27 protein-coding genes are annotated in these 23,100 nt (G+C 63.7%); 17 read left to right on the plus strand and 10 right to left on the minus strand.

What is annotated here, in order from left to right; all coding sequences use genetic code 11:
* Positions 1-20: 20 nt before the first annotated feature.
* The 7 genes from lspA to sppA form a co-directional block, all read right to left on the minus strand.
* Positions 21-503: a signal peptidase II gene (lspA, locus tag PVE73_RS00815; protein ID WP_277365122.1), complete on the minus strand. Its 483-nt coding sequence runs from the start codon at positions 501-503 to the stop codon at positions 21-23.
* Positions 503-1,360 (minus strand): RNA methyltransferase, encoded by an 858-nt coding sequence (locus PVE73_RS00820; protein WP_277365123.1) that lies wholly within the window; start codon positions 1,358-1,360, stop codon positions 503-505. Before PVE73_RS00820 ends, lspA begins: the two co-directional genes overlap by 1 nt.
* On the minus strand, positions 1,357-2,274 hold the full coding sequence (locus PVE73_RS00825; protein WP_277365124.1) for a class I SAM-dependent rRNA methyltransferase: 918 nt from the start codon (positions 2,272-2,274) through the stop codon (positions 1,357-1,359). Before PVE73_RS00825 ends, PVE73_RS00820 begins: the two co-directional genes overlap by 4 nt.
* Positions 2,275-2,428: 154 nt before the next feature.
* Positions 2,429-3,385, minus strand: a complete 957-nt coding sequence (locus PVE73_RS00830) for an ornithine cyclodeaminase family protein (RefSeq protein WP_277365125.1) — start codon at positions 3,383-3,385, stop codon at positions 2,429-2,431.
* Positions 3,386-3,394: 9 nt separating this feature from the next.
* A complete protein-coding gene (locus tag PVE73_RS00835) occupies positions 3,395-3,718 on the minus strand; it encodes a LapA family protein (protein WP_277365126.1) in 324 nt (107 codons plus the stop codon).
* A 27-nt stretch (positions 3,719-3,745) separates the two neighbouring features.
* A complete protein-coding gene (locus PVE73_RS00840; protein ID WP_277365127.1) occupies positions 3,746-4,030 on the minus strand; it encodes an integration host factor subunit beta in 285 nt (94 codons plus the stop codon).
* Between the two features lie 54 nt (positions 4,031-4,084).
* Positions 4,085-5,050 (minus strand): signal peptide peptidase SppA, encoded by a 966-nt coding sequence (sppA, locus tag PVE73_RS00845; protein WP_277365128.1) that lies wholly within the window; start codon positions 5,048-5,050, stop codon positions 4,085-4,087.
* A gap of 288 nt (positions 5,051-5,338) precedes the next feature.
* Between sppA and lptC the strand changes: the two genes are divergently transcribed.
* The 6 genes from lptC (at position 5,339) to ptsN (ending at position 10,367) form a co-directional block, all read left to right on the plus strand.
* Positions 5,339-6,037: an LPS export ABC transporter periplasmic protein LptC gene (gene lptC / locus PVE73_RS00850; protein ID WP_277365129.1), complete on the plus strand. Its 699-nt coding sequence runs from the start codon at positions 5,339-5,341 to the stop codon at positions 6,035-6,037.
* Positions 6,034-6,582 (plus strand): LptA/OstA family protein, encoded by a 549-nt coding sequence (locus tag PVE73_RS00855; protein WP_277365130.1) that lies wholly within the window; start codon positions 6,034-6,036, stop codon positions 6,580-6,582. Before lptC ends, PVE73_RS00855 begins: the two co-directional genes overlap by 4 nt.
* 6 nt (positions 6,583-6,588) lie before the next feature.
* The gene (lptB, locus tag PVE73_RS00860) at positions 6,589-7,383 is read left to right on the plus strand and encodes an LPS export ABC transporter ATP-binding protein (protein ID WP_277365131.1); all 795 of its coding nucleotides are present in this window, start codon (positions 6,589-6,591) and stop codon (positions 7,381-7,383) included.
* A gap of 191 nt (positions 7,384-7,574) precedes the next feature.
* A complete protein-coding gene (rpoN, locus tag PVE73_RS00865; RefSeq protein ID WP_277365132.1) occupies positions 7,575-9,047 on the plus strand; it encodes an RNA polymerase factor sigma-54 in 1,473 nt (490 codons plus the stop codon).
* 242 nt (positions 9,048-9,289) lie between these two features.
* A complete protein-coding gene (gene raiA, locus PVE73_RS00870; protein WP_277365133.1) occupies positions 9,290-9,868 on the plus strand; it encodes a ribosome-associated translation inhibitor RaiA in 579 nt (192 codons plus the stop codon).
* A gap of 34 nt (positions 9,869-9,902) precedes the next feature.
* A complete protein-coding gene (ptsN, locus tag PVE73_RS00875) occupies positions 9,903-10,367 on the plus strand; it encodes a PTS IIA-like nitrogen regulatory protein PtsN (protein WP_277365134.1) in 465 nt (154 codons plus the stop codon).
* A gap of 61 nt (positions 10,368-10,428) precedes the next feature.
* On the opposite strand, the gene PVE73_RS00880 is transcribed toward ptsN, so the two are convergent.
* Together PVE73_RS00880 and PVE73_RS00885 are read right to left on the minus strand one after the other, a co-directional pair.
* Entirely contained in the window at positions 10,429-10,686 is a 258-nt protein-coding gene (locus PVE73_RS00880) for a DUF1150 family protein (RefSeq protein WP_277365135.1), read from the minus strand.
* Between the two features lie 91 nt (positions 10,687-10,777).
* Positions 10,778-11,206, minus strand: coding sequence for an Hsp20 family protein (locus tag PVE73_RS00885; protein ID WP_277365136.1), 429 nt, complete (start codon positions 11,204-11,206; stop codon positions 10,778-10,780).
* 111 nt (positions 11,207-11,317) lie between these two features.
* Here PVE73_RS00885 and PVE73_RS00890 point away from each other — a divergent pair, with 111 nt between their 5' ends.
* The 11 genes from PVE73_RS00890 (at position 11,318) to PVE73_RS00940 (ending at position 21,898) form a co-directional block, all read left to right on the plus strand.
* Entirely contained in the window at positions 11,318-12,259 is a 942-nt protein-coding gene (locus PVE73_RS00890) for a nucleoside hydrolase (RefSeq protein WP_277365137.1), read from the plus strand.
* Between the two features lie 142 nt (positions 12,260-12,401).
* Positions 12,402-13,241: a phosphonate ABC transporter ATP-binding protein gene (gene phnC / locus PVE73_RS00895; RefSeq protein WP_277365138.1), complete on the plus strand. Its 840-nt coding sequence runs from the start codon at positions 12,402-12,404 to the stop codon at positions 13,239-13,241.
* 78 nt (positions 13,242-13,319) lie between these two features.
* Positions 13,320-14,228 carry a phosphonate ABC transporter substrate-binding protein gene (phnD, locus tag PVE73_RS00900; protein WP_277365139.1) on the plus strand — a complete coding sequence of 303 codons (909 nt, stop codon included), beginning with the start codon at positions 13,320-13,322 and terminating at the stop codon, positions 14,226-14,228.
* Positions 14,229-14,293: 65 nt separating this feature from the next.
* Positions 14,294-15,262: a phosphonate ABC transporter, permease protein PhnE gene (gene phnE, locus PVE73_RS00905; RefSeq protein ID WP_277365140.1), complete on the plus strand. Its 969-nt coding sequence runs from the start codon at positions 14,294-14,296 to the stop codon at positions 15,260-15,262.
* A 1-nt stretch (position 15,263) separates the two neighbouring features.
* Positions 15,264-16,808 (plus strand): phosphonate ABC transporter, permease protein PhnE, encoded by a 1,545-nt coding sequence (phnE, locus tag PVE73_RS00910; RefSeq protein WP_277365141.1) that lies wholly within the window; start codon positions 15,264-15,266, stop codon positions 16,806-16,808.
* Positions 16,809-17,029: 221 nt separating this feature from the next.
* Positions 17,030-17,737 carry a DUF1045 domain-containing protein gene (locus PVE73_RS00915; protein WP_277365142.1) on the plus strand — a complete coding sequence of 236 codons (708 nt, stop codon included), beginning with the start codon at positions 17,030-17,032 and terminating at the stop codon, positions 17,735-17,737.
* A 2-nt stretch (positions 17,738-17,739) separates the two neighbouring features.
* On the plus strand, positions 17,740-18,879 hold the full coding sequence (locus PVE73_RS00920) for an alpha-D-ribose 1-methylphosphonate 5-triphosphate diphosphatase (RefSeq protein ID WP_277365143.1): 1,140 nt from the start codon (positions 17,740-17,742) through the stop codon (positions 18,877-18,879).
* Complete coding sequence (gene phnN, locus PVE73_RS00925) at positions 18,879-19,508, plus strand: phosphonate metabolism protein/1,5-bisphosphokinase (PRPP-forming) PhnN (RefSeq protein WP_277365144.1); 630 nt, start codon at positions 18,879-18,881, stop codon at positions 19,506-19,508. Before PVE73_RS00920 ends, phnN begins: the two co-directional genes overlap by 1 nt.
* A 20-nt stretch (positions 19,509-19,528) precedes the next feature.
* Entirely contained in the window at positions 19,529-20,509 is a 981-nt protein-coding gene (locus PVE73_RS00930) for an adenosine deaminase (protein WP_277365145.1), read from the plus strand.
* Between the two features lie 103 nt (positions 20,510-20,612).
* Positions 20,613-21,242, plus strand: a complete 630-nt coding sequence (upp, locus tag PVE73_RS00935) for a uracil phosphoribosyltransferase (RefSeq protein ID WP_277365146.1) — start codon at positions 20,613-20,615, stop codon at positions 21,240-21,242.
* A gap of 101 nt (positions 21,243-21,343) precedes the next feature.
* Positions 21,344-21,898, plus strand: a complete 555-nt coding sequence (locus PVE73_RS00940) for a TIGR02281 family clan AA aspartic protease (RefSeq protein ID WP_277365147.1) — start codon at positions 21,344-21,346, stop codon at positions 21,896-21,898.
* Between the two features lie 740 nt (positions 21,899-22,638).
* Here PVE73_RS00940 and PVE73_RS00945 read toward each other — a convergent pair.
* On the minus strand, positions 22,639-23,004 hold the full coding sequence (locus PVE73_RS00945) for a nuclear transport factor 2 family protein (protein ID WP_277365148.1): 366 nt from the start codon (positions 23,002-23,004) through the stop codon (positions 22,639-22,641).
* Positions 23,005-23,100 lie beyond the last annotated feature (96 nt).

Below are 23,100 nucleotides of genomic sequence, written 5' to 3' on the forward strand. Positions count from 1 at the left end.
GCTTCGCGGTCAACGCCGGTTCAAGAATCCCGCCGCTCGCGGCGGTAGGCGAGCACTTCTTCCAGGATCACGAGCACTGCTCCGATGGTGATGAAGGCATCGGCCAGGTTGAAGATCGCGAAGGACCAGACCGGCGTGTGGAAATAGACATAGTCCACCACATAGCCGCGGGCCGCGCGATCGATGAGATTTCCGATAGCTCCGCCGAGGATCAGGGCAAAGCCCAGCCGTGCAAGAAGCTGCGCCGAATCGGTGCGGAAGGCGAGCACGGCAATGAAGATGATGATCCCGAATACCAGGAGGCTCAGCCAGAACCCGCCGACGCCGGAGAAGAACGAGAAGGCGACGCCCGTGTTTCGGGAGTGGAGGAGGGCAAGGAACGGCAGGATTTCGACCTGCTGGTGCAGTGGAAGCCACGCTTCGACAAGTGCTTTGACGCCCTGGTCGAACAGGATCGCAACGATCACGATGAGAGCATAGGGTGCGACTCGACGAGCTTTCATCACGCGGCCCCGTGGCTTGCAGGCAGTGCTGCCCGGCGGATTTCATAGAGCATCACACCCGTGGCGACGGCGAGATTGAGGGAATCGGCCCGGCCCGCCTGGGGGATGCGGACCAGCCGGTCGCATGCCTCGGCGAGTGTTTCGGGCAGGCCTTGCTGCTCATTGCCCATGAGGAGCAGAATGGGGCCTTTCGAATAGTCGACGTTGCGATAGTCGACCGAACCCTTCAGATGCGTGCCCACCATGAGACCCGGGAGTCCCCCTCGCCAGGTGAGGAATGCCTCCCGCTCCGCCCGTGTGATGGACACCGAGAACAGCGATCCCATGGTGGCGCGCACGGTCTCGATGGAGAAAGGGTCCGTGCACTCGCCGACAAGGATCACGCCCTTGGCGCCGACCGCGTCAACCGTGCGGATGACAGTGCCGAGGTTGCCCGGATCCCGCACGCGATCGAGCGCGACCCAGACGTCCTGGTCGGAGGGGCGGATTTCCTTGAGCGGCAGATATCTCTGCTCGAAGACGCCCACCACCATCTGCGGGTTCTCGCGCCGGGTGATGGAGGAAAGCACCTTTTCGCTGACCTCGAGCACCAGCCCCCCTGCCGCCACCGTACGGGCGGCCGCCTTCTCCACGGTGGCATTTCCGCGCCCGGCCTTTGCGTAGACGAGCGTCCGAATGATCCAGCCGGCATCGAGCGCGTCGAGCACCAGCTTCAACCCCTCGGCCATGAAGGCGTGCTCGCGGTCCCGGTACTTCTTGAGCGAGAGCGCCTTGATGTCCTTGACGAGGGGATTGGAGAGGCTCGTCACCTCCTTCACCTGGCCCGGCGCCCGCCTGCTCCTCTCCCCGCCGGTCATCGGGCCACCCAGCGCGAGAAAAGCGAAGTGGAAAGCGCGCGGCCCGCCGACTTCTCGCGGATGACCAGTTCACCCGATTCGACCCGACCGCCCATCCCGACAAAGCTGTCGCGCATCAGTGCATGGATCGCAAAAAAGGACGCGCGGATCGAATAGGCCGTCAGCACCACCGCGAGCGGCTTCGGCGAAAGGATCGCGCGGCAGGTCTCCACCAGCGCCGGCAGGTCTTCGAAAAGCTGCCAGACCTCGCCCTTGGGGCCGCGGCCATATGCAGGTGGATCGAGAAGGATGATGTCATAGCCATTGCCGCGGCGCGCCTCGCGCTCGGCGAATTTCACCGCGTCCTCGCAGATCCAGCGGATGGGACGGTCCGAAAGGCCGGCCATTTCCTGGTTCTCGCGCGCCCAGCCGATTGCTTTCTTCGAGGCATCCACATGGGTCACCTGCGCGCCGGCCTGGGCCGCGACGAGAGAGGCAAGGCCGGTGTATCCGAACAGGTTGAGCACCTTGATCGGCCGCCGCGCTTCTTCGATGAGGCCACGCATATGCGCCCAGTGCGTCGCCTGCTCGGGAAACACGCCGACATGCCGGAAGGACGTGAAGCGGCCGAGATAGGCGATGCCTTCATGCCGCATGGGCCACGTCTCGCCGAGCGGTGCGGCGGGGAAGCGCCAGCGGCCCATACCCTCCTCGTCGGTGTCGCCGGTGAAGACCGCGTCTGCCTTCTCCCATTCCGTCGCATTCCACGCCGGCTGCCAGATCGCCTGGCCCTCCGGGCGGATGATGCGATAGGGGCCGTATTGCTCGAGCTTGCGGCCACCGCCCGAATCGAGCAGCGCGTATTCGTCATCTGGCTGCACTTCCAGGATCACGGGCAGGCGTTCGTCCGGCAAGGGGCCGGCGCGGCGACCCATCTTTGCAGGCTCAGGCCGCGGGCGGGCGTTAGCGTGCTGGCGGGGATTTCTGTTCTTGTCCCGAGGAGGCTTCAACAAGGGCTCCGAATGGATTGTGCATCACCGGCTTCTGCCATAGGGCTCCGATGCACGCAACAACGCTCCCCGGGTGGCTTCAGCCCCTGGAAGCCCGGTAGATGGCTATTCCCGCGGCGAGGTCCTCGATTGCAGCGCCGACGGACTTGAACAGGGTGATCTCGCCGCCAGTCTGCCGCCCCGGCTTCTCTTCCCGCGTGAGTTCGAAGAGATCGGCCTTGATTCCCTCCGGCGTCAGCGCGCCGGACAGGATCGCCTGCACGATGTCACCGGCCTCCTTGGTAGCGCCAGCATGGGTGTCGACGAACACCGAGGCCCGGGAAACCGCTTCGTCGTCGCTTTCGCGCATGGTCGGAGAGAAGGCTCCGACGAGATCGACATGAGTGCCCGGTCTCAGGAGAGCGCCTCGGACCAGGGGGGTCTCCGAGAGCGTGGCGCAGGAGATGATGTCGGCCCAGCCGAGCGCCTCATCGAGGTCGCCGGCAACCGAAGCGTCGAGCCCTTCCTCCCGCAAGGACCGGACCACCTTTTCGGCATTGGCGGGGGTGCGATTCCAGATTCGCACCTCCTCGATCGTCCGCTGGCTGGCATGGGCGCGCGCAAGATGCGGCGCAAGTGCGCCGGCACCCACCACCAGAAGCCGTGACGCGTCCTGGCGCGCGAGATAGGAGGCGGCAAGCGCAGAAGCGCAGGCGGTCCGCCATACCGTCAGCCGCGGGCCGTCGATCAAGGCCTGCGGCTCGCCGGTCCTCCCGTCCATGAGCAAGTAGACGCCCATGACCGCGGGTTTGCCGATCCCGTTGTTATCGGGTGAGACGGTGACGATCTTGACGCCGATATGGCCGTCGCTTTCCGCCGAGCTGCCCGTCCATGCCGGCATCAGGAGCAAGGTCGCATCGCTTCCTCGCTGTCGGGCGATGGTATGATGGTGGCGCACCGGCTGCACCGCCCCGTTTTTGAATGCACTGCGCAGCGTCTCCACCAAACCGGGATAGGTAAGACATCCGTCGACGTCGTCAGGGGAGATCGTGATCATGCCGCGTTTCTACGCATCCGTGCGCAGCAACGCGGTCGTGCTTGCCTCCGGAGCGGCGCGCGTGCGCAAGCGCTCGATTTCCGAGGCCCGCTCGCGAGCGAGCCTGCGGTATCGCCCCTGCCGGAACCAGGTGACCGCGCCGCCGATGATCATGCCCAGGATCATGGCGAGGAAGAGATAGACGAACAGCGGCATCTCCACCGTCAGCCCCGGGTTTCCGGGATTGAACGGGTCGATGGTGAACGGCATGAGGGCTCGGTTCGCCACCGCCAGCGCAATCAGGATGATCGCGAGGGGCACGATGATCAGCACGAGCACGGCACGGTTGAGCATTCGAGCGGGTTCCTTCGCTGAGACAGGCTATTCTTCCGCATTCAGCCGCTCGCGCAACTCCTTTCCGGTTTTGAAGAAGGGAACCCATTTCTCCTCCACGGGAACGGATTCCCCGGTGCGCGGGTTGCGCCCCGTGCGGGCGGGGCGGTTCTTCACTGAAAAAGCACCGAAGCCGCGCAACTCCACCCGGTTTCCCGCGGCGAGCGCCTCGGTGATCTCGTCGAATATCGCATTGACGATGTTTTCCACGTCACGAAGAAACAGGTGCGGATTGCGATTGGCAATGGTCTGCACGAGTTCGGACTTGATCATAGTCTTTTCCGCCGCTCTGATTGTTCACATATTCCCCTGAATTTATTCTTTTTTTCATTCTTGAAACCCGGCTTCAGGTTGCCAGAGCGACACCAGACCGTCAAGGAAGATGTGTTCCATTCCGAGACGATTAAGGAACGCTCCTTCTTGCGGCAGACCCAGCACGGCCGCGATCCACCGGATCGCAGCGCCCGGAAGGAGGAACGATCCGCCCGACCCTTCCGGCTTCCACTCGACCACTTCGAGATCGCCGCTGAGGCCCTGTTCGGTCAGCCACGCCTGCGCTTCGCGCTCGCCGCCCAAGGCGTCGACAAGCTTGCGCTCCAGCGCCTGGCGGCCGGTGAAGATGGAGCCGTCCGCCAACGCCAGCACGTCTTCGCGAGGCAGCTTTCGCCGCTCGCTGACGAGGTCTACGAACCAGTCGTAGCTGTCGCTGATCATGGAGGCCAGCATCTGGCGTTCCTCTTCCGTGGTCGGATTGAAGGGAGAAGGCTCCGCCTTCAACGGGGAGGATTTCACCTCTTCCACCTTGATGCCGAGCTTGTCCAGCAGTTCGGTGACCTCCGGATACTGGATGATGACGCCGATCGAGCCGACGATCGAGGTCTGGCGCGCAACGATGAAATCAGCCGCGCTCGCCACCATATAGCCTGCTGAAGCGGCCAGCGTCCCGACCTGGGCCACCACCGGCTTTTCGGCCGCAAGCCGGCGCAAGGCATCGAAGATCGCCTCCCCGCCTGCCGTCGTGCCTCCGGGGGAATCCACGGTGACGATCACGCCCTCCACGGCGTCGGTTTCCTGCAGGTCCTTGATCAGGTCGAGAAGCTCCCTGTCCTCCAGGATGGTGCCTTCGATTCGAACCTGCGCGATATGCGGGCCGGCGGCCAGCGTATCGCCGAAGAGCCAGCGAGCGGTAGCGGCGATGGCAAGGACCAGCACCAGCAGGGCGGCGGCACGCCAGAACGTCAGCTTGCGCCTCAGGCGCCTCCGGTCAACAAGATCATCGGCTCGGGTGGACATGGCGGGCTCTTATACTCACATATGATCAGGCTTGCCTTTTAGACGAAGCTGCGCATATGAGCTACCCGTGTTTCGCTCCGGATCACGGGTGGGCGTCGGGTCCACTGCTGCTAAGCCTTTGAAGGCAACCCAAAATCGGCCATAATGCGGTGGGACGGCGAGAAAGGGCGAGGAACCCCGATGCAGCGGCCGGCAAAAGGCGGCGAAAGCAGCAGTGCTGCCGAAGACGCGAACGGGCAGGATGCAAAGGGCCGGAAGACGTTTTTTTCGTTCGCCAGGAGTGGATTGTTGAACAGCATCGCCAAAGCAGAAATGAGCGGGATTTCCGCCCCGGCCACGCGGCACACCGAGCGTGGCGCGGAAGCTTTCGCGCGCGCCGTTCGCCACTCGCGCCGCGTCCGCGCTCTCAAATTCATATTGCCGGCGGCGGCCATCGTGGTCTCCGGGCTCTTTTTTGGCTATTCTCTGCTTTCTCCGACAGGACTCGAGGCGATCGATCTCGATTCGGCGACAATCGAAGGTGGCAGCCTGGTGATGCACAATCCTTCCCTCAATGGCTTCACCAGTGAGGATCTGCCCTACAGCATGACCGCCGAACGGGCGCGGCAACCGATCGGCTCCGATACGGGGCCGATCGAGCTTGAAAAGATCAGGGCGACTTTGCCGATCGACGAGGAGCACAAGGCGACGATCAGCGCCGGCGGCGGGGTTTTTGACAGGCAGGCGAACAAGCTGGTGCTTGATGACGAAATCACGGTGACGATGAGCTCCGGCATCGTGGCGCGGCTGCAATCCGCCAATGTCGATATCGAATCGAACGATCTGGCGACCGATGACCCGGTAGAGATCGAGATGGAGGGGATGCGTGTGAACGCGGATACCTTCCAGGCGACGGAAGGCGGCAGCAAGCTGATATTCGAGAAGCGCGTGCGCGTGGAGCTCGACCCCGCGCGGCTGCGGCAGCGGCAGGAGAGCGGAGAACAATGACGAAACTTCTGGGGGCACTCCTGGTGTCGGCGCTTGTGCTTGCGGCGCCGGGCGCATCGGCGCAGGACACGCAGACACAGTTCGGCAGTCTCAGTCTTTCGAGCGATGAACCGATCCAGATCGAGAGCGACCGCTTCGAGGTGGACGAGAACAAGAGTCTCGGCACGTTCACGGGCAATGTGACGGTCGTCCAGGGGCCGACCACCATGAAGGCCGCAGTGATGAATGTCTATTACCGCAATGACGGAGGCTCCGCCACGGCCGGCAGCGCGCAGATCGACCGCATCGAGGCGGAAGGCGGCGTCTATATAAAATCGGAGACACAGGTCGCAACCGGCGACCGCGGCACCTTCGACATGGGAACGGAAGTGCTGGTGCTTTCCGGTGACGAGGTGGTCCTTTCTGAAGGCGACAACGTGATCGTGGGCTGTAAGCTCACCGTGCAGATGAAAAGCGGTCAGGCCACCCTGGAGAGCTGCAAGGGCGGCGGATCGAACGGCCGCGTGAAGATGCTCCTCACCCCGAGTTCCGAGAACAGGCAGTAAGCGCCAGTGGCATTTCTACAGTCGCGCGGGAATGGCGGGGCCGGGAAGCCGGATTCCAACGCGGTTCCGGAGCCCTACAAGGGCACGCTGATCGCCCGCGGTCTCACCAAGTCGTACAAGAACCGCCAGGTCGTCAGCGGCGTGTCGCTCGGCGTGCGCGCCGGCGAGGCGGTTGGTCTTCTCGGGCCCAATGGCGCCGGCAAGACCACCTGCTTCTACATGGTGACCGGTCTGGTCCCGGTCGACCAGGGCACGATCCACATAGACGGTTATGACGTCACCTCCATGCCGATGTACCGCCGGGCGCGTCTCGGCATCGGTTATCTGCCGCAGGAAGCCTCCATCTTTCGCGGCCTGACGGTCGAGGCCAATATCCGCGGCATCCTCGAAGTGGTCGAGAAGAGCCGCAAGGAGCGCGAGCGCACGCTCGATTCGCTTCTCGAGGAGTTCCATATAGGTCACCTGCGCAAATCGCCCGCCATCGCTCTCTCGGGCGGCGAGCGGCGGCGGTTGGAGATCGCGCGGGCCCTTGCCAGCAAGCCGAACTTCATGCTGCTTGATGAGCCCTTTGCCGGTATCGACCCAATTGCGGTGACCGATATCCAGCAACTGGTGCGGCACCTGACCGCGCGCGGTATCGGTGTCCTGATCACCGACCACAATGTGCGTGAGACGCTCGGTCTGATCGACCGCGCCTATATCATCCATGCGGGCCAGGTCCTCACCCACGGGAGGCCGGAGGACATCGTCGGCAACGCCGATGTCCGTCGGCTGTATCTCGGCGAGGGCTTCACGCTTTAGTATTCCGCGGCGCGCGGCGTCCCGCCGGGATTGCGACCCGGGAAGCTGTCCTGCGCCCAAAATGCGAAAAGTACCGTCTTCGAGCGTGCTTTCGCCTTCTTTTGACGCTTGTTTCTTGACAAGCAAATACCGGGCCAGTTTTATCGCGGCCAGGCGGAATGGTCCGCGGGAACGGAATCGAACGGCGCGGCATGGCGCTTTCACCCAGCATATATTTGCGGCAGGCCCAATCGCTGGTGATGACGCCGCAACTGCTGCAGTCGATCCGGCTGCTTCAGCTTACTCACGTGGAGTTGGAGCAGTTCATCTCCGCCGAGATCGAGCGCAATCCCCTTCTGGAACGGGAGGAGGCGAACGAGGGAGATGCCCTTTCCGACACCACGCAGCCTCCTTCCTCTATCGCCGAGGGGATGGCCGATCGGCTGGACAGTTCGCTTGAGAATCTCTTTCCCGACGATCCCGGCATGCGGGATGCCATTGGACCGGATCTCTCCGCACAGTGGCGCTCGGCTTCGGGCAACGGCCTCGCGGGAGGTGAGGACTGGAATCTTGAGGCGATAGCGGCAGCGCCGGTGACGCTGCGTGACCACGTGCGCGAGCAGATCGTCCTTACTTTTCCGGATCCCGCCTCCAGGTTGCTCGCCGAGGAATTCGCCGAGGGCCTCGACGATGCCGGCTACTTCACGGGTGACCTGACCGAGATCACCGAACGCATGGGCGCAGATCCTGCGACGGCGGAGCGCGTGCTTCAAACCTGCCGGACATTCGATCCGCCGGGGCTGTTCGCCAGTGATCTGGCGGGATGCCTCGCGCTGCAGCTTGAGGCGCGCGATCGCCTGGACCCGGCCATGCGGGCGCTGCTCGATCATCTTCATTTGCTCGCAAAACGGGATTTCCAGTCGCTGAAGCGGATCTGCGGCGTTGACGAGGAAGACCTCATCGAAATGCTGGGCGAGATCCGGGCATTGGACCCGAAGCCGGGTGCTGCGTTCACGTCCGTGCCCGCCGAGCCGGTCGCGCCGGATGTGATCGTGCGGCCTGCTCCGGACGGCGGATGGGCGGTCGAGCTCAATCAGGACGCGCTGCCGCGCGTCCTCGTCAACGAGACCTATTTCACGACCGTTTCCAAACGTGCCACCAAGGGTGAGAAGGCGTTTCTTACCGAGTGCCTTCAGAACGCCAATTGGCTCGCCCGCAGCCTGGACCAGCGGGCGAAGACCATCTTGAAGGTAGCGGCGGAAATCGTGCGGCAGCAGGATGCCTTCCTGCTGCACGGGATACGGCATTTGCGCCCGCTGAAGCTTCGCACGGTGGCTGAGGCAATCGATATGCACGAGTCGACCATCAGCCGGGTGGCGGCCAACAAATACATGATGACGCCGCGTGGCCTCTTCGAGCTTCGCTATTTCTTCACAACGGCGATCGCAGCGGCGGACGGGGGCGATGCGCATTCGGCGGAATCCGTACGTGACCGCATCCGCGGCCTCGTCGAAGCCGAAGACCCCAACGACGTGCTTTCCGACGATACGATCGTGGACGTGCTGCACAAGGAAGGGATCGATATCGCCCGCCGGACGGTCGCCAAATATCGAGAGGGCATGAATATTCCGTCTTCGGTGCAACGCCGGCGCGAAAAGAAGGCGATGGCCGGCGCCGGCGCATGAATGCTGCTTGCGCCCGATTGTCCGCGCGCTTCGATTGACAACGGTCTGTGAAGCCACTAGAAGCCCGCCCCCAAGAGGACGGCGGGTTCGGCGCTCGCGCCTGCTCCCTCGGGGGCAGGCGGAAAATGAGCCGAAGTCCCGACTGCATGGACCTCATTTTGCTTCCGCGGAACCTTGTATGCGCGGACCACGGGTATAAACTCGCATCTGTTGGTATCCTGACCAGGAAAGGTCGTTCTCTCATGAGCCTCCGTATTTCTGGCAAGCATATGGAAATCGGTGATGCGTTTCGGACGCGCATCGAAGACCGGATCCACGAAGCGGTGGAAAAATACTTCGACGGCGGGTCTTCGGGGCGGGTAACTGTGGAGAAGTCGAACAGCCGCTTCTCGGCGGATTGTACGATCCATCTCGACACCGGGGCTATGCTGCAGGCAACGGGCGAGGCACAGGAGCCGCAGCTTGCATTTGACATGGCCGCGGAACGGATAGAAAAGAGGCTGCGACGCTACAAGCGGAGGTTGAAGTCTCACAGCATCGGCCAGAACGGGTCCGGGTCCTTCGAAGCGGACTACCGGGTCTTCGCTTCCTTTGACGAGGGCGAGGACGAGGTGCCGGAGGACTATGCGCCGACCGTCGTGGCCGAATCGAAGATGCCGCTCAGATCCATGTCCGTCGCTTCCGCCGTCATCGAACTCGACATGAAGGACAGCCCCGTTTTCGTCTTCCGCAACGCCGGAAGCAATGAGGTGAACATCGTCTACCGGCGTTCGGACGGAAATATCGGCTGGATCGATCCTTCGGCAGCCACCAACGGATAAAGCTTGGCCGCTGGGCAAGCAGAGGAAGCATGAAATGGATCTTAGCGATCTGATCGAGGTTTCGGCGATCCTGCCGGCCTTGAAGGCGAATTCCAAGAAGCAGGTCCTGCAGCTTCTTGCTGAAAAGGCGGCTGCCGAGACGGGGCTGCCGGAGCGCGAAATCTTCGACACCATCCTGCAGCGGGAGAAGCTGGGCTCCACCGGTGTGGGCAACGGCATAGCCATCCCGCATGGAAAGCTGCCCGGAATCAAGCAGATCACCGGTGTGTTCGCCCGGCTGGAGACGCCGGTCGATTTCGATTCCCTTGATGATCTGCCCGTCGACCTGGTATTTTTGCTGCTGGCCCCCGAAGGGGCAGGCGCCGATCATCTCAAGGCGCTTTCGCGCATCGCGCGTGTCCTGCGCGATGCGGAAACCACGGCGAAAATCCGCGGCACGCATGACGCCGTGGCCATTCACACATTTTTGTCTGAAGCTCCCGCCTCGAACGCCGCCTGACCATCAGGCATCCGCCACGCAGGCATTCCGGCGTGGCGCCATCGGCTTGTTCAGCTCCTCGTCAGTGCAGGCTGACCGGCTGCAGATCGTTCTGGAACGCGCCGGCAAGGGCTGCATCGCGCGCATCGGCCAGCAGGATCGGCTGACCATTGGCGGCAAACAGCGCCCACAGCTTGGTGCCCGGTGCCATGTCGGGCACACCGGGGAACTTCACCTTCAATTCCGCCGCGTCCATTTCGCGCATATAGGCGATTGCACCTTCGCCGAGATGGGCGAGCTGCTGCGGGGTCACCGTGAATTTCATTTCGTTCTCAGTCATCTTAGCCTCCTGTCCGGCAGGCCGTCCTCAAGGGACCAACCCGCCAAAGAGCTTGTGGTTCCGGTAAAAAGGGAGCCGCCGCTTTTGTCAGTCATGGCTCCTTCACCGAAATATTGATCTTGCGCACCAGCCGCTCGGGCTCGGGTCTGTCGAGATCGATGGCAAGCAGGCCGTTCTTGAGTTCGGCACTCAACACCCGCATGCCGTCGGCAAGAACGAAAACGCGTTGGAACTGCCGCGAGGCAATGCCCCGGTGCAGATACTCGCGCTCGGTCTCGTCGTTCTGCCGTCCCCGTACTAGGAGCTGGTTTTCCTCCGTGGTCACTTCCAGGTCCTGCTCCGAGAAGCCGGCAACGGCAAGCGTGATGCGCAGACGTTCGCCTTGCCCATCGGTGTTGCGAATGCGTTCGATATTGTATGGCGGATAGCTGTCGCCCGACTTTGCGATGCGTTCGAGCGTCTTTTCCATACTGTCGAACCCCAACAGAAGCGGGTTCGAAAACGGCGTCATGCGCGTCATGTCTTCCTGCCCTCAAAGAGCGACGTGGAGAGGCGGAAACCCGAATGGCGTTTCCGCCCGTGCTCCTGATATGGTCGATCCTGGGGACGAGTTCAAGAAGGGTAAAGTCCTGTGGCGCAACCGAGAAAGATCATCATCGATACGGATCCCGGCCAGGATGACGCAGTTGCCATCCTTCTGGCGCTGGCGAGCCCCGAACTCGAAGTCCTCGGGATCACCGCTGTCGCGGGCAACGTGCCGCTCGCGCTGACGGTGAAGAACGCCCGCAAGGTCTGCGAGTTGGCGGTGCGGCCGCATGTCGCCGTCTATGCCGGCGCCACACGTCCGATGGTGAACGAACTCGTGACGGCGGAGCACGTCCATGGCAGGACGGGCCTCGGCGGTCCGGACCTGCCGGACCCGACAATGCCGCTGCAGCACGCGCATGCCGTCGATTTCGTCATCGATGCGCTGATGGCGCATGATCCCGGCGAGATCACCCTTTGCACGCTCGGGCCGCTCACCAATGTCGCGCTCGCTCTTGTGCGCGAGCCGCGCATCGCTCCGCGCGTCAAGGAGATCGTCATGATGGGGGGCGGCTTCTTCGAGGGCGGCAACATAACGCCCGCGGCCGAGTTCAACATCTATGTCGATCCGCACGCGGCCGACGTCGTCTTCCGTTCCGGGATCCCGATCGTGATGATGCCGCTCGACGTCACGCACAAGGCCCTGACGACGGCAACCCGCATCGCTGCGTTCCGCGATCTCGGTACCCGCGTCGGCGCGGTCACGGCGGAACTGCTCGAATTCTTCGAGCGCTTCGACGAGGAGAAATACGGCTCGGACGGCGGCCCGTTGCACGACCCGTGCGTGATCGCCTATCTCCTTCGACCGGAGCTTTTCCGCGGGCGCCGCTGCAATGTGAGCGTCGAGACCGCTTCGCCGCTGACCCGGGGCATGACGGTGATCGATTGGTGGCGCATCACCGACCGGCCGGTGAATGCGCATGTGATGCGCGACATCGATCACGAGGCCTTCTTCGAGCTTCTGGTCGAGCGCCTGGCGAGGCTGTAGCAACGGTCCGAAGGATGCTGCCGGCCAGGTGCCGGTGGATTGTAACAAAACTGACACCTCGCCGACATTCCAAGTTCATGCTGAGGTTTTAGGCGGTTTCCCCAACAAAGGGTGCAAAGCCCGAAACGGGGAGAAGCAGCTCATGCTTCAGCTACGCCAGGTCACGCGGCGGTTTGGCTCCAATGCCGCCGTGAAGGGAGTGCAGATCGAGATCGGCGAGGGCGAGATGGTCGGCATTATCGGCCGCTCCGGCGCCGGCAAGTCGACCTTGCTTCGCATGATCAATCGCCTCATCGATCCGAGCGAGGGCGCGATCTTCTTTCGCGGCACCGAGGTGTCGGCGCTCAGGGGCGCCGAGCTTCGCCGCTGGCAGCGCGACTGCGCGATGATCTTCCAGCAGTTCAACCTCGTGCCGCGGCTCGACGTTCTCACCAATGTGCTGCTCGGACGGCTGAACCACCGGTCGACCGCGCTCAACCTCCTCAACCTCTATTCGCGCGAGGAGCGGCTGCAGGCGATCGCGGCCCTCGAGCGCCTGGACATCGCCCAGACGGCGCTTCAGCGTGCCGGAACCCTTTCCGGCGGTCAGCAGCAGCGCGTCGCGATCGCGCGTGCGCTCATGCAGGAGCCGAAGGTGATCCTCGCCGACGAACCGATCGCGTCGCTCGATCCGCTCAACGCCAAGGTGGTGATGGATTCGCTCGCCGACATCAATGCGCGCGAGGGCATTACCGTCATCACCAACCTGCACACGCTGGACACCGCACGTCACTACTGCTCGCGCATCGTCGGCATGGCCAGGGGTGCCGTCGTCTTCGACGGCGCGCCCGACGAACTGACCGGCGACGCCGTGCGGCGGATCTACGGCGCGGAAGGGGCGGACGCCATTCCCGAGGAGATCACCTCCACGAGCATCGACGAGCCGCTCCGGCCGCGAGGCGAAAAGCCGCGCCACCTGGAACCGGCCGTGCTCGCCGGCTGAACCGGCGCGTTTGCCCGCGTAAAGGGCGCAGCAGACAACAAGCGAGCCGGCAGGCCCGGCCCAGACAGGAGAGACGCAATGTTGAAGCATGTAGTGATGGGCGCCTTCGCCCTCGGCGCGGTTCTGGCGAACGGCGCACACGCGGAAGACCTGAAGGAATTCCGTATCGGCATCCTGGGCGGCGAGAACGAAGCCGACCGGCTGCGAAATTTCCAGTGCCTGGTCGACAAACTGCCTGCTGTGCTCGGCGTGGAGAAGGTCTCGCTCTTCCCGGCCGCCGACTATGACGGCGTGATCCAGGGGCTTCTGGGCGGCACGCTCGATTACGCCGAGCTCGGCGCCTCTGGCTATGCCAAGGTCTATCTCGAGGACTCGAACGCCGTCGAGCCGATCCTGACCACGGTGCAGACCGACGGTTCGACCGGCTACCATTCGGTGATGGTGGCGCGCAAGGATTCCGGCATCGAGACGCTCGCCGACCTCAAGGGCAAGAAGCTCGGTTTCGCCGATCCGGACTCCACCTCCGGCTATCTCATTCCGGCGGTCACCCTGCCGGCCGCGATCGGCAGCAGCATCGAGGAATATTTCTCCGAGACCGGCTTCGGCGGCGGCCACGAGAACCTCGTGCTGGAAGTCGTCAAGGGCACCTTCGACGCCGGCACGACCTGGGCCTCCGGGGTCGGTGACTTCTCCGAAGGCTACACGTCGGGCAACCTGCACAAGATGGTGGAGAAGGGTATCCTCGACATGGATGACCTGGTCGAGATCTGGAAATCACCGCTCATCCCGAACGGCCCGATCGTCGTGCGCACTTCCATGGACCAGAGCATGAAGGACACGTTCAAGTCCTTCATGATGGACCTGCCGAACAACGATCCCGAGTGCTTCTCCGCGATCCAGGGCGGCGATTACACAGGTTACACGGAAGTCACGCCGGCCTTCTATGAGCCCATCTTCGAGGCGCGCCGCAAGCAGATCGGCTCCTGAACATCGATTGCCCCACCTGCGCCGCCAGTCCCTCCTGGCGGCGCTTTTTTTGCGGAAAGAGCGGCATGAGCATAGCCAATCAGGGCGCAACCCTCTCCAGTGTCGGCCTTGCCATCGAAGGTCATTGGCAGGCCCTGGCGGCGCGCCGCCGGCTCTACACCATCGGCGGCATCCTCTTCATGGTGTTCGCCATGGGCGGCTCGCTCTGGTTCGCCAACGAATCCAATGCGGGCAAGTTCTTCGACCGCCTTCCCTATTTCTTCGACTTCGTCGGGCAACTCGTGCCGCGCGACGGCTGGGAAGTCTGGCGCGCCCTGTTCGATCTGCCCTCGCCCTATGACGACGGCAGCCTCAAATACAACTATCCGGCGGGCAGGGTCTATATCACCGAGACCTTCTATATTCCCGAGTATTTCTACAAGATGCTGGAGACGATCAATATCGCGCTCGTCGCGACATTCGTCGGCTTCGCGCTGGGTTTCATGCTCTGCTTCGTCGCTGCTTCGAATATCACGACCCGGCGCTGGCTGCGTTTCTTCGTCCGCCGCTTCATGGAAGTGCTGCGCGCGTTTCCGGAGATCGTGATCGCGGGCTTCTTCCTCGCCATCCTTTCGCTGGGCGCCGTGCCGGCCATCATCGCTGTCGCCATCCACACCGTGGGTGCTCTGGGCAAGATGTTTTTCGAGGTCGTGGAAAATGCGGATATGCGTGCCGAGGAAGGCCTGCGCGCCGCCGGCGCCAATTTGGTCGAGCGCGTCTGGTTCGGTATCGTGCCACAGGTGCTTCCCAATTTCCTGAGCTACGCGCTTCTGCGCCTGGAGATCAATGTCCGCGCCTCCACCATCATCGGTGCGGTTGGGGGAGGCGGCATCGGCGAAGCGCTCCGGCTCTCCATCAGCCAGACGCATGAGGCCAAGACGCTGGCGATCGTTCTCCTGCTCTTCCTGACGATTGTAGCCGTCGACCAACTCTCGGCGTGGCTCCGCCGCCGCGTCGTCGGCAAACAGAGCTTCGAATTCGGACGCGGAGGCTGAGATGGCTGTTTTGACGGAAGCCGAGGCTCAGGCGATCGCCGAACGCCACCCGCAGGTCTTTGCCGCGTCGGTGCGCAAGCGGTTGACCGCATTTCTGGTCGGTGCGAGCATTGTCGCCTATCTCGTCTTCGCGTGGTGGTTCTTCTCGATCGGGCAGGTGTTCTCCGGCGGGAACTGGGGCATTGCCGGCGCCTATATGGCTGACTGGGTTTCGTATGAAGTCCGGCCGGACATCGGGTTCCGCGAGAACCACCTGGAGATCACCTATCCGCGTTTTTCGCCCCTGGGAGAGCACCCCGACCCCGATTGGGTGACCAAGGAGACTGCTATCGTCGCGATACGCGAGCAGGCGGGGACCGCCTCGGGCGGTGCAACTAGCGGCGCGGGTTTCCTCGGCCCGCTGGATAATGCGAACGCCAAGGGCGGTGAAGACAGCTTTCTCGGCTCCCTGGGCGCGGGGGCCTCCGGTACGCCGTCGGTGGAGTCCTCTCCCGCCGATGGCGTGCCGGAGACGGTTCGGCGGGAAGAAGCAGTCGTGGAGGCCAGCATCCGGTTCGGCGCAGGAACCCGCGTGGATGTCCGCCCCGGTCTCGTGCGCATCGAACGCGGCGGCGAGGCACTGACGCTCGACGTCGAGGAGGGCGCGGGCGTGATCGCCCGCGAACCCCTGCCGCGATGGGCCTCGCAGCGTGAGCCCGGAGCCAAGGTGATCGCCTATTTGGGATTTGCCGGGCGTGCCGAGATCGAGGACGACGAGGTCAAGATCCGCCGCCGCTTCCTTGGCTGGGAAAACTTCCTCTTCGACACGCGCTCGGCCTTTTTCGGCCGTCCGCTCGGCGAGGTCGCTTCGCTCATCCTCTTCGGCGAGCGGCTCGATCCGGGTGTATCCAACGCGGCGCTCGCCTGGAGCGATTTCGTGAACAACGCCGAATGGCAGCACGGCGACGTCTGGGTGAAGCTTCTCCAGACCATCGTCATGGCCTTTGCCGGCACGGTGCTGGCGACCTTGGTGGCGTTCCCGCTTTCCTTCATGGCCGCCCGCAACATCTATCCGAACCGCGTCGGCAATTTCCTTCTCAAGCGCTTTTTCGATTTCCTGCGCTCGGTGGACATGCTGATCTGGGCCCTGTTCTTCACGCGCGCCTTCGGCCCGGGGCCGCTTGCCGGCATTTCTGCCATCTTCTTCACGGACACCGGTACGTTCGGGAAGCTCTATTCCGAAGCGCTGGAGAATATAGACGACAAGCAGCGCGAAGGCGTCCGCTCCGTCGGCGCGGCTCCGGCGGAGGTCCAGCGTTACGGAGTCATGCCGCAGGTCCTGCCCGTCTTCCTGAGCCAGGCGCTCTATTTCTGGGAATCGAACACACGCTCCGCCACCATCATCGGCGCCGTCGGCGCAGGCGGGATCGGCCTGAAGCTCTGGGAGGCGATGCGGACCAATTCCGATTGGGAGAACGTGGCCTATATGGTGCTGCTCATCCTTCTTGTGGTTTTCATCTTCGATAATATATCCAACATGCTGCGCCGCCGACTGATCGGCCCTTAGAGGGCCTTTCGACCAAGGCGACGGCATCACTTGGCGTTGCACAAATACGGCAAGAACAATCGGAACGCCTGCGGATGTGAGCGCCTTCCCAGGCTTCCGAAGGCGGCTGACGGGCGCTGCACGCCCCCAGCCGAGAAGAACCCGGCAGATGCTTTTCTGTGGCGGCTTCGTTAATCTGTCATGCAAATCACTTAATCCATCGCGATCTGCGAGGACCGACCATGCGATACGCGATCTATTTTACACCCGAGAAGGACGATCCGCTGGCCCGTGTAGCCGAGCGGTGGCTGGGGCGCAGCGCGTTTGGCGGTCAAACCCAGGCACCGTCCGCCGCCGGCCCTTTTTCCGCCGCCGAGATCGCCTTTCACACAGCGGCCGCCCGCCGATATGGTTTTCACGCTACGCTCAAGGCGCCGTTCCGGCTCGTGGAGGGCAAGAGCGAGGCCGAGCTTACGGCCGCCCTCTCGCGCTTTGCCGCCGAGCGGGAGCCATTCGCCGTCGAGCGCATCGAGCTTGCGCGGCTGGATGGCTTCTTCGCTCTCGTTCCGGCCGTTCCTTCTCCGCAACTCGATCGCCTCGCCGCTGATGTCGTGACCTTTTTCGAACCTTTCCGTGCTCCGATGACGGCGAAAGAGATGGAGCGGCGCAATCCGGACGGCCTCACGCCCGCGCAGCTTAAAAATCTCCACAAATGGGGCTATCCTTACGTGTTCGAGGAGTTCCGCTTCCATATGACGCTTACGGGGCGTGTCCCGGCGGCTGAAGCCGCGCGCATGGAGGCTGCGATCGACGAGTTCTTCGGGCCGCTGCTCCTGGAGCCGCTCGAGATCTCTTCTCTCGCGCTTTTCGCCGAGCCCGAGGCGGGATCTCCCTTCCATGTGAAATCCTTGCATGCCATTGGTGGCGCGAGGGAAAGAAAGTTCGCTTGAAAATGCCCAGTGAATTGATTCTCAAGAACGCCCGTATCGTTCTGGCCGACGAGGTGATCGGCGGCAGCGTCGCCGTCCGGGATGGCCGGATTGCCGAACTGTCCCGAGGCCAGATGGATGCGGGTGAGGATATGGAGGGCGATTTCCTCATCCCAGGGCTCGTCGAACTCCATACGGATCACCTCGAGCGGCACTATGCGCCGCGTCCCAAGGTCCGCTGGAACCCCGTGGCATCCGTGCTGGCCCATGATGCGCAGATCGCCGCGTCCGGCATCACGACCGTCTTCGACGCGCTGCGCATCGGTCTCGACGAGGATGCGGACGTGGAAGCCGAGGACATGCGCCGCCTGGCGGATGCGATCGAGCAGAGCATCGCGGCCGATCGGCTTCGCGCCGATCATTTTCTGCATCTGCGCTGCGAGGTTTCCGCACCCGACTGCTTGTCCGGGTTCACCCTCTTCGAGAATGACCCGCATGTGAAGCTCGCATCCCTGATGGACCATTCTCCGGGCCAGCGGCAGTTCACCAATCTTGACGCTTATGCCACTTACTACAAGGTCAAGATGAAGCTCTCGGACGACGATTTCCGGCGCTTCTGTGAGAGGCGCATGGCGGAATCGCAGGCGAATTCCGGTCCAAACCGGCGTGCCATTTCCGAAGCGTGCCGGGTTCACGACATCATCCTGGCGAGCCACGACGATGCCACGACGGAGCATGTAAAAGAGGCGGAAGCCGACGGCGTGCGCGTGGCCGAATTCCCCACCACGGCCGCTGCCGCGCGTGCTTCCAAGGATGCGGGCATGGCGGTCCTCATGGGCGCGCCGAACGTGGTGCGTGGCGGCTCGCATTCCGGCAATGTGTCCGCGCGCGAGCTCGCCGAGGCGGGTGATCTGGACATCCTGTCTTCCGACTATATCCCCTTCAGCCTCGTCCAGGCGGCGTTTTTCCTCGACGAGGTGGTGGAAGGCATCAGCCTGCCGGAGGCCGTGGCCAAGGTTTCCAGGAACCCCGCCGAATCCGTCGGGCTCACCGATCGCGGCGTGATCGAGCCGGGCCGGCGTGCCGACCTCGTGCGCGTCCGGCTTGATGACGGCATCCCGGTGGTGCGTACCGTCTGGCGTGAGGGGCGCCGCGTCGCGTGATGTTTTCGGCCACCATCGAGCGGGCGCAGGACGAGGCGCCGTTTCCCATCCGGCAGGGCGTGTTCGTCGCCGTAGTCGGTCCATCCGGCGGAGGCAAGGATTCCGTCATCGGCTATGCCCGCGAACGGCTTGGGCGGCTCGAAGGGGACATCGTCTTCGCGCGGCGCGTCATCACGCGCCCGATGGAGCCGGGCAGCGAGGAGCACGACACGCTCGACGAGGCGGCTTTCGAGCAGGAGAAGGCCGCCGGCCGTTTCGCCCTTTCCTGGCACGCCAACGGCCTGAGCTACGGCCTGCCGGTGAGTCTCGACGATGCAATGCGCCAGGGCAAAGTAGTGGTGGCGAACGGCTCGCGCGCGGTGATCCCGGAAATCAGGGCTCGTTATGCCCATGTCCTGCCGCTGGTCGTCACCGCCCCGCGCGCGGTCCTGGCGGAGCGTCTTTCCCGCCGCGGTCGGGAGACGCGGGAGGAGGTGCTTGCGCGGCTCGCCCGGGGCACGGCAAGCGAGCTGGCCGTGCCCGACGCCCTCGTCATCGACAATTCCGGCCCCCTCGAACAGGCGGGAGAGCGCCTCCTGGAAGCGCTGCGCAAGGCGGCTGCCTGGAGCGACGTTTGTGATATGGTCTGATCCCGAAAGGGATGGACCACATGGTGCTCAAGGCCGAACTGCACTGCCATATCGAGGGTGCGGCTTCGCCCGCCCTGGTGGAAGCACAGGCGCGGAAATACGGGGTCGACATCTCCTCCTTCATCCGCAACGGCGCATACTACTGGCACGACTTCACCAGTTTCCTGCTTGCCTATGACCGGGCGGCGAGTCTTTTCCGCTCACCGGAGGACTATGCGCTGCTCGCGGAGTCCTATCTGACGGAGCTTGCCGCCCAGGGTGCAATCTATTCGGAATTCTTGACCTCGCCGGACCATGCGGAGCGGGCGGGACTTTCGCCGCAGGCCTACACGGAAGCGCTCGGCGAGGGCATGGCCCGGGCGAAGGCCGCGACCGGCATCGAATCCCGCATGATCGTTACCGGCGTGCGCCATTTCGGCCCGGAGGCCATCGAGAAGGCCGCACGCTTCGCCGCAAGTTGCGGGCATCCGCTGGTGACGGGTTTCGGCGTGGCGGGCGACGAACGGATCGGGCACCCGAGGGATTTCGTCCGAGCCTTCGCCACCGCCCGCGAGGCGGGACTCGGCGTTACCATCCATGCGGGTGAATTCGGCGGGGCCGACAGCGTCGCGGCGGCGCTCGACCATATCCACCCTTCACGCATCGGCCATGGCGTGCGTGCGATCGAGAGCCTCGATCTCGTGCGCCGCATCGCGGATGAAGGCGTGGTACTGGAGGCCTGCCCCGTTTCGAACGTGGTGCTGAGGGTCTTTCCCGATTTTGCGCGGCACCCCTTCCCGCAGCTTCGCGCCGCCGGCTGCCGCGTAACGCTCAATTCCGACGATCCGCCACATTTCCACACCAGCCTCGCCCGTGAATACGCGGTGGCGGCGGAGCATTTCGGTCTCGGCGACGCGGCTCTCGCCGCCATCACGCGCACGGCCATCGAGGCGGCTTTCATGGACGAGAAAACGCGCGCCGTCCTCCTTGCCCGTCTGGCGCGGGAGGAGAAGGCCGCCTGAAGACGCGAGGCGACAAATCTGTGGCCGGAACCTGCGCGACGGTGGCGGCGCTACACATAAGCGGTATTGTTATCGGCTGTTGAGAAGTTTCGTGGAGCAGATCATGCAGGGCGTGACCGTCGTGGGCCATCCGCTTGTCCAGCACAAGCTCACCATCATGCGCGACAAGGAGACGTCGACGGCTGGTTTTCGGCGGCTCCTGCGCGAGATCTCGCTGCTCTTGTGCTACGAGGTGACGCGCGACCTGGAACTGACCACGCGCAGGATCGAGACCCCGCTCACTCCCATGGAGGCCCCGACGCTCGAGGGCAAGAAGCTTGTCTTCGCCTCGGTGCTGCGCGCCGGCAACGGCCTTCTGGACGGCATGCTTGACCTCGTGCCGGCTGCGCGCGTTGCCCATATCGGGCTCTACCGCGATCATGAGACGCTGGAAGCGGTGGAATATTTCTTCAAGGCGCCGAGCGATCTGGAGAACCGGCTGGTGATCGTCGTCGATCCGATGCTGGCGACGGCCAATTCGGCCGTTGCGGCGGTCGACAAGCTCAAGTCGCGCGGCGCCACCAATATCCGCTTCCTATGCCTCCTCGCCGCGCCCGAGGGCATAGAGCATTTCCGTGCAGCGCACCCCGAAGTGCCGGTCTTCACTGCCTCGATCGACGAGCGCCTCAACGAGCAGGGTTATATCGTGCCAGGCCTGGGGGATGCGGGCGACCGGATGTACGGCACGAAATAGCTTCACCCGTCCTTAACTGCGCTCGGTAAAACCGCGCGGCGGTTAAAGCTCCGGTCATCATGATACCGCCAGGATGGCGGCGGTGGAACGGGGCGGACTCCATGCTGGGCAGGCTGATCTTTCTTGGCGCGATCGCGGCGGCCGCCGCCGTTTGCATTCCTCCGCTCTACCAACAGAACGCAGACGCGTTCCGCAGCGTCCTGCGGGTGGCCGACGAACAGGCCGCAGCGCGCTCGTCCAAGGACGCGACCGCGCCGATCAGCGAGCCGCCGGATCAATTTCTCGGCAGAAAGGTGCGGATCGCGGCGGACGCGCGAGGCCATCATGTCGCCGATTTCAGGCTCAACGGCCGTACCGTGGAAACCCTTGTCGATACCGGCGCGACCTATGTCGTGATCAACCGGTCGACCGCCAGCCATATCGGCCTGAAGCTCGCGCCATCGGATTTCCGTTACGAGGTCAGCACGGCGAACGGGACTGCCCGGGCCGCCTCCGCGACGCTCGAAAGCCTGCAGATCGGCGGGATATATGTAGAGGATGTACAGGCTGTGGTGCTCGAGGATCAGGCGCTCGGCTTCGCGCTCGTGGGCATGAGCTTCCTCAACCGGCTTGCGCGATTCGAGGTGGAAGACGGCTCGCTGCTCCTGGAGCAATAGGCGTGCCTCACCATTGCCACGCCCGGTTTGCACCGTCTGGCCATTGTCAAAGAACTTGGGAAGCGGGGCGCACCGTTCGCGCCACAAAATTAAAAAAGGCGCTCCCTTTGGCCCTCCGCTTTCGCTCCGGGCGTTCGTTCGCTCGAAAAGCCAAATCGTTGGCTTTTCGTCCGCTGCGCGGACCGCTCCTCACCCCCGCCGGAGTCTGTCCCGACCTCGGCCGATCACTCGGACCCTTCTCCTTCCCGGCTGCACCCGATGAAGGGGGTGGTCTCTGCCGGGCCGAAGGAGAGCCCTAGCGGCTTCTCCGCGGTTTCCGCGATGCCGTCTCTCACCCAGCATCCGTTTTTCCGGAAACGGCGTCTCACACCCACCGCCCCGGCACCGCCGGCCTGTCGCGGGCCCTCGGATCCCCGGGTTCCGATCCTGGGGAGGGAGGTTTCCGCCGCCCTCCCGAACACCCGGTGCGCATCCGGTTCCCGCGAGAGCGATGGGGAAAGAATAAACCGGCTGGAGGAAGTGGGGAGAAAAAGAGTGCAACGAGCGAATGACGAAACAGCGAATAGCGAGTGGGAACAGAGGGTTGGCGGGCGAGAAAAATTCCGGAGGGGCGGATTTTATCCCCGCCGAGCGGCATCGTGCTGGACAGGGCCAGCGTTGATGGCTTTTTTCTTCCGCCGCCGCATTGCAAGTGATGGCCACGCAGAAGCCCACGCCTATCGTGTCAGCCGGCTATACACCTATCCAGGCATTGTCTCCTGTAGAGAGTAGTGGATGCTCTGGAAGACGATCTTGCCGTCCTGAACAACGAAGCTGTCGGCGCCGTCCTCCACGCTGCGGCCCGGCTCGCGCGCCCGCCATTCGATGAAGGCGAAGGGGCCTTCGATGAGTTTCATCGGAAACTCGTAGCCGGGCGGCACGTGGCCAACCAGCATCTTTGCGAAGTCACGGACGGCCGCATGCCCCTTCTTCATGCCTTTCGCGGTCATCACCACCACGTCGGGCGCATAATTCCGCTCGATATCCTGCTCGACCTCTCCGGCGATTCTGCACCGCAAATGATCCGCCAGGACCTCTGCGGTCGATCGTTTGGACAGATCCGGCATCTCTCTCCTCGCCAAATCCACTCCCATCGCGGAAGCGGCATCACCGCCATTCCGGACGGGGCGGCGCCTGCGCGACGCGGGCCGCCGCCCCAACGG

This window comes from Chelativorans sp. AA-79, from assembly GCF_029457495.1.
Classification (GTDB): domain Bacteria; phylum Pseudomonadota; class Alphaproteobacteria; order Rhizobiales; family Rhizobiaceae; genus Chelativorans.

What these genes read in the sequence shown, in the direction of transcription:
- lspA (WP_277365122.1), bottom strand. Translation starts at nt 503, where the DNA reads ATGAAAGCTCGTCGAGTCGCACCCTATGCTCTCATCGTGATCGTTGCG.
- PVE73_RS00820 (WP_277365123.1), bottom strand. Translation starts at nt 1,360, where the DNA reads ATGACCGGCGGGGAGAGGAGCAGGCGGGCGCCGGGCCAGGTGAAGGAG.
- PVE73_RS00825 (WP_277365124.1), bottom strand. Translation starts at nt 2,274, where the DNA reads ATGGGTCGCCGCGCCGGCCCCTTGCCGGACGAACGCCTGCCCGTGATC.
- PVE73_RS00830 (WP_277365125.1), bottom strand. Translation starts at nt 3,385, where the DNA reads ATGATCACGATCTCCCCTGACGACGTCGACGGATGTCTTACCTATCCC.
- PVE73_RS00835 (WP_277365126.1), bottom strand. Translation starts at nt 3,718, where the DNA reads ATGCTCAACCGTGCCGTGCTCGTGCTGATCATCGTGCCCCTCGCGATC.
- PVE73_RS00840 (WP_277365127.1), bottom strand. Translation starts at nt 4,030, where the DNA reads ATGATCAAGTCCGAACTCGTGCAGACCATTGCCAATCGCAATCCGCAC.
- sppA (WP_277365128.1), bottom strand. Translation starts at nt 5,050, where the DNA reads ATGTCCACCCGAGCCGATGATCTTGTTGACCGGAGGCGCCTGAGGCGC.
- PVE73_RS00855 (WP_277365130.1), top strand. Translation starts at nt 6,034, where the DNA reads ATGACGAAACTTCTGGGGGCACTCCTGGTGTCGGCGCTTGTGCTTGCG.
- rpoN (WP_277365132.1), top strand. Translation starts at nt 7,575, where the DNA reads ATGGCGCTTTCACCCAGCATATATTTGCGGCAGGCCCAATCGCTGGTG.
- raiA (WP_277365133.1), top strand. Translation starts at nt 9,290, where the DNA reads ATGAGCCTCCGTATTTCTGGCAAGCATATGGAAATCGGTGATGCGTTT.
- ptsN (WP_277365134.1), top strand. Translation starts at nt 9,903, where the DNA reads ATGGATCTTAGCGATCTGATCGAGGTTTCGGCGATCCTGCCGGCCTTG.
- PVE73_RS00880 (WP_277365135.1), bottom strand. Translation starts at nt 10,686, where the DNA reads ATGACTGAGAACGAAATGAAATTCACGGTGACCCCGCAGCAGCTCGCC.
- PVE73_RS00885 (WP_277365136.1), bottom strand. Translation starts at nt 11,206, where the DNA reads ATGACGCGCATGACGCCGTTTTCGAACCCGCTTCTGTTGGGGTTCGAC.
- phnC (WP_277365138.1), top strand. Translation starts at nt 12,402, where the DNA reads ATGCTTCAGCTACGCCAGGTCACGCGGCGGTTTGGCTCCAATGCCGCC.
- phnD (WP_277365139.1), top strand. Translation starts at nt 13,320, where the DNA reads ATGTTGAAGCATGTAGTGATGGGCGCCTTCGCCCTCGGCGCGGTTCTG.
- phnE (WP_277365140.1), top strand. Translation starts at nt 14,294, where the DNA reads ATGAGCATAGCCAATCAGGGCGCAACCCTCTCCAGTGTCGGCCTTGCC.
- phnE (WP_277365141.1), top strand. Translation starts at nt 15,264, where the DNA reads ATGGCTGTTTTGACGGAAGCCGAGGCTCAGGCGATCGCCGAACGCCAC.
- PVE73_RS00915 (WP_277365142.1), top strand. Translation starts at nt 17,030, where the DNA reads ATGCGATACGCGATCTATTTTACACCCGAGAAGGACGATCCGCTGGCC.
- PVE73_RS00920 (WP_277365143.1), top strand. Translation starts at nt 17,740, where the DNA reads ATGCCCAGTGAATTGATTCTCAAGAACGCCCGTATCGTTCTGGCCGAC.
- phnN (WP_277365144.1), top strand. Translation starts at nt 18,879, where the DNA reads ATGTTTTCGGCCACCATCGAGCGGGCGCAGGACGAGGCGCCGTTTCCC.
- PVE73_RS00930 (WP_277365145.1), top strand. Translation starts at nt 19,529, where the DNA reads ATGGTGCTCAAGGCCGAACTGCACTGCCATATCGAGGGTGCGGCTTCG.
- upp (WP_277365146.1), top strand. Translation starts at nt 20,613, where the DNA reads ATGCAGGGCGTGACCGTCGTGGGCCATCCGCTTGTCCAGCACAAGCTC.
- PVE73_RS00940 (WP_277365147.1), top strand. Translation starts at nt 21,344, where the DNA reads ATGCTGGGCAGGCTGATCTTTCTTGGCGCGATCGCGGCGGCCGCCGCC.
- PVE73_RS00945 (WP_277365148.1), bottom strand. Translation starts at nt 23,004, where the DNA reads ATGCCGGATCTGTCCAAACGATCGACCGCAGAGGTCCTGGCGGATCAT.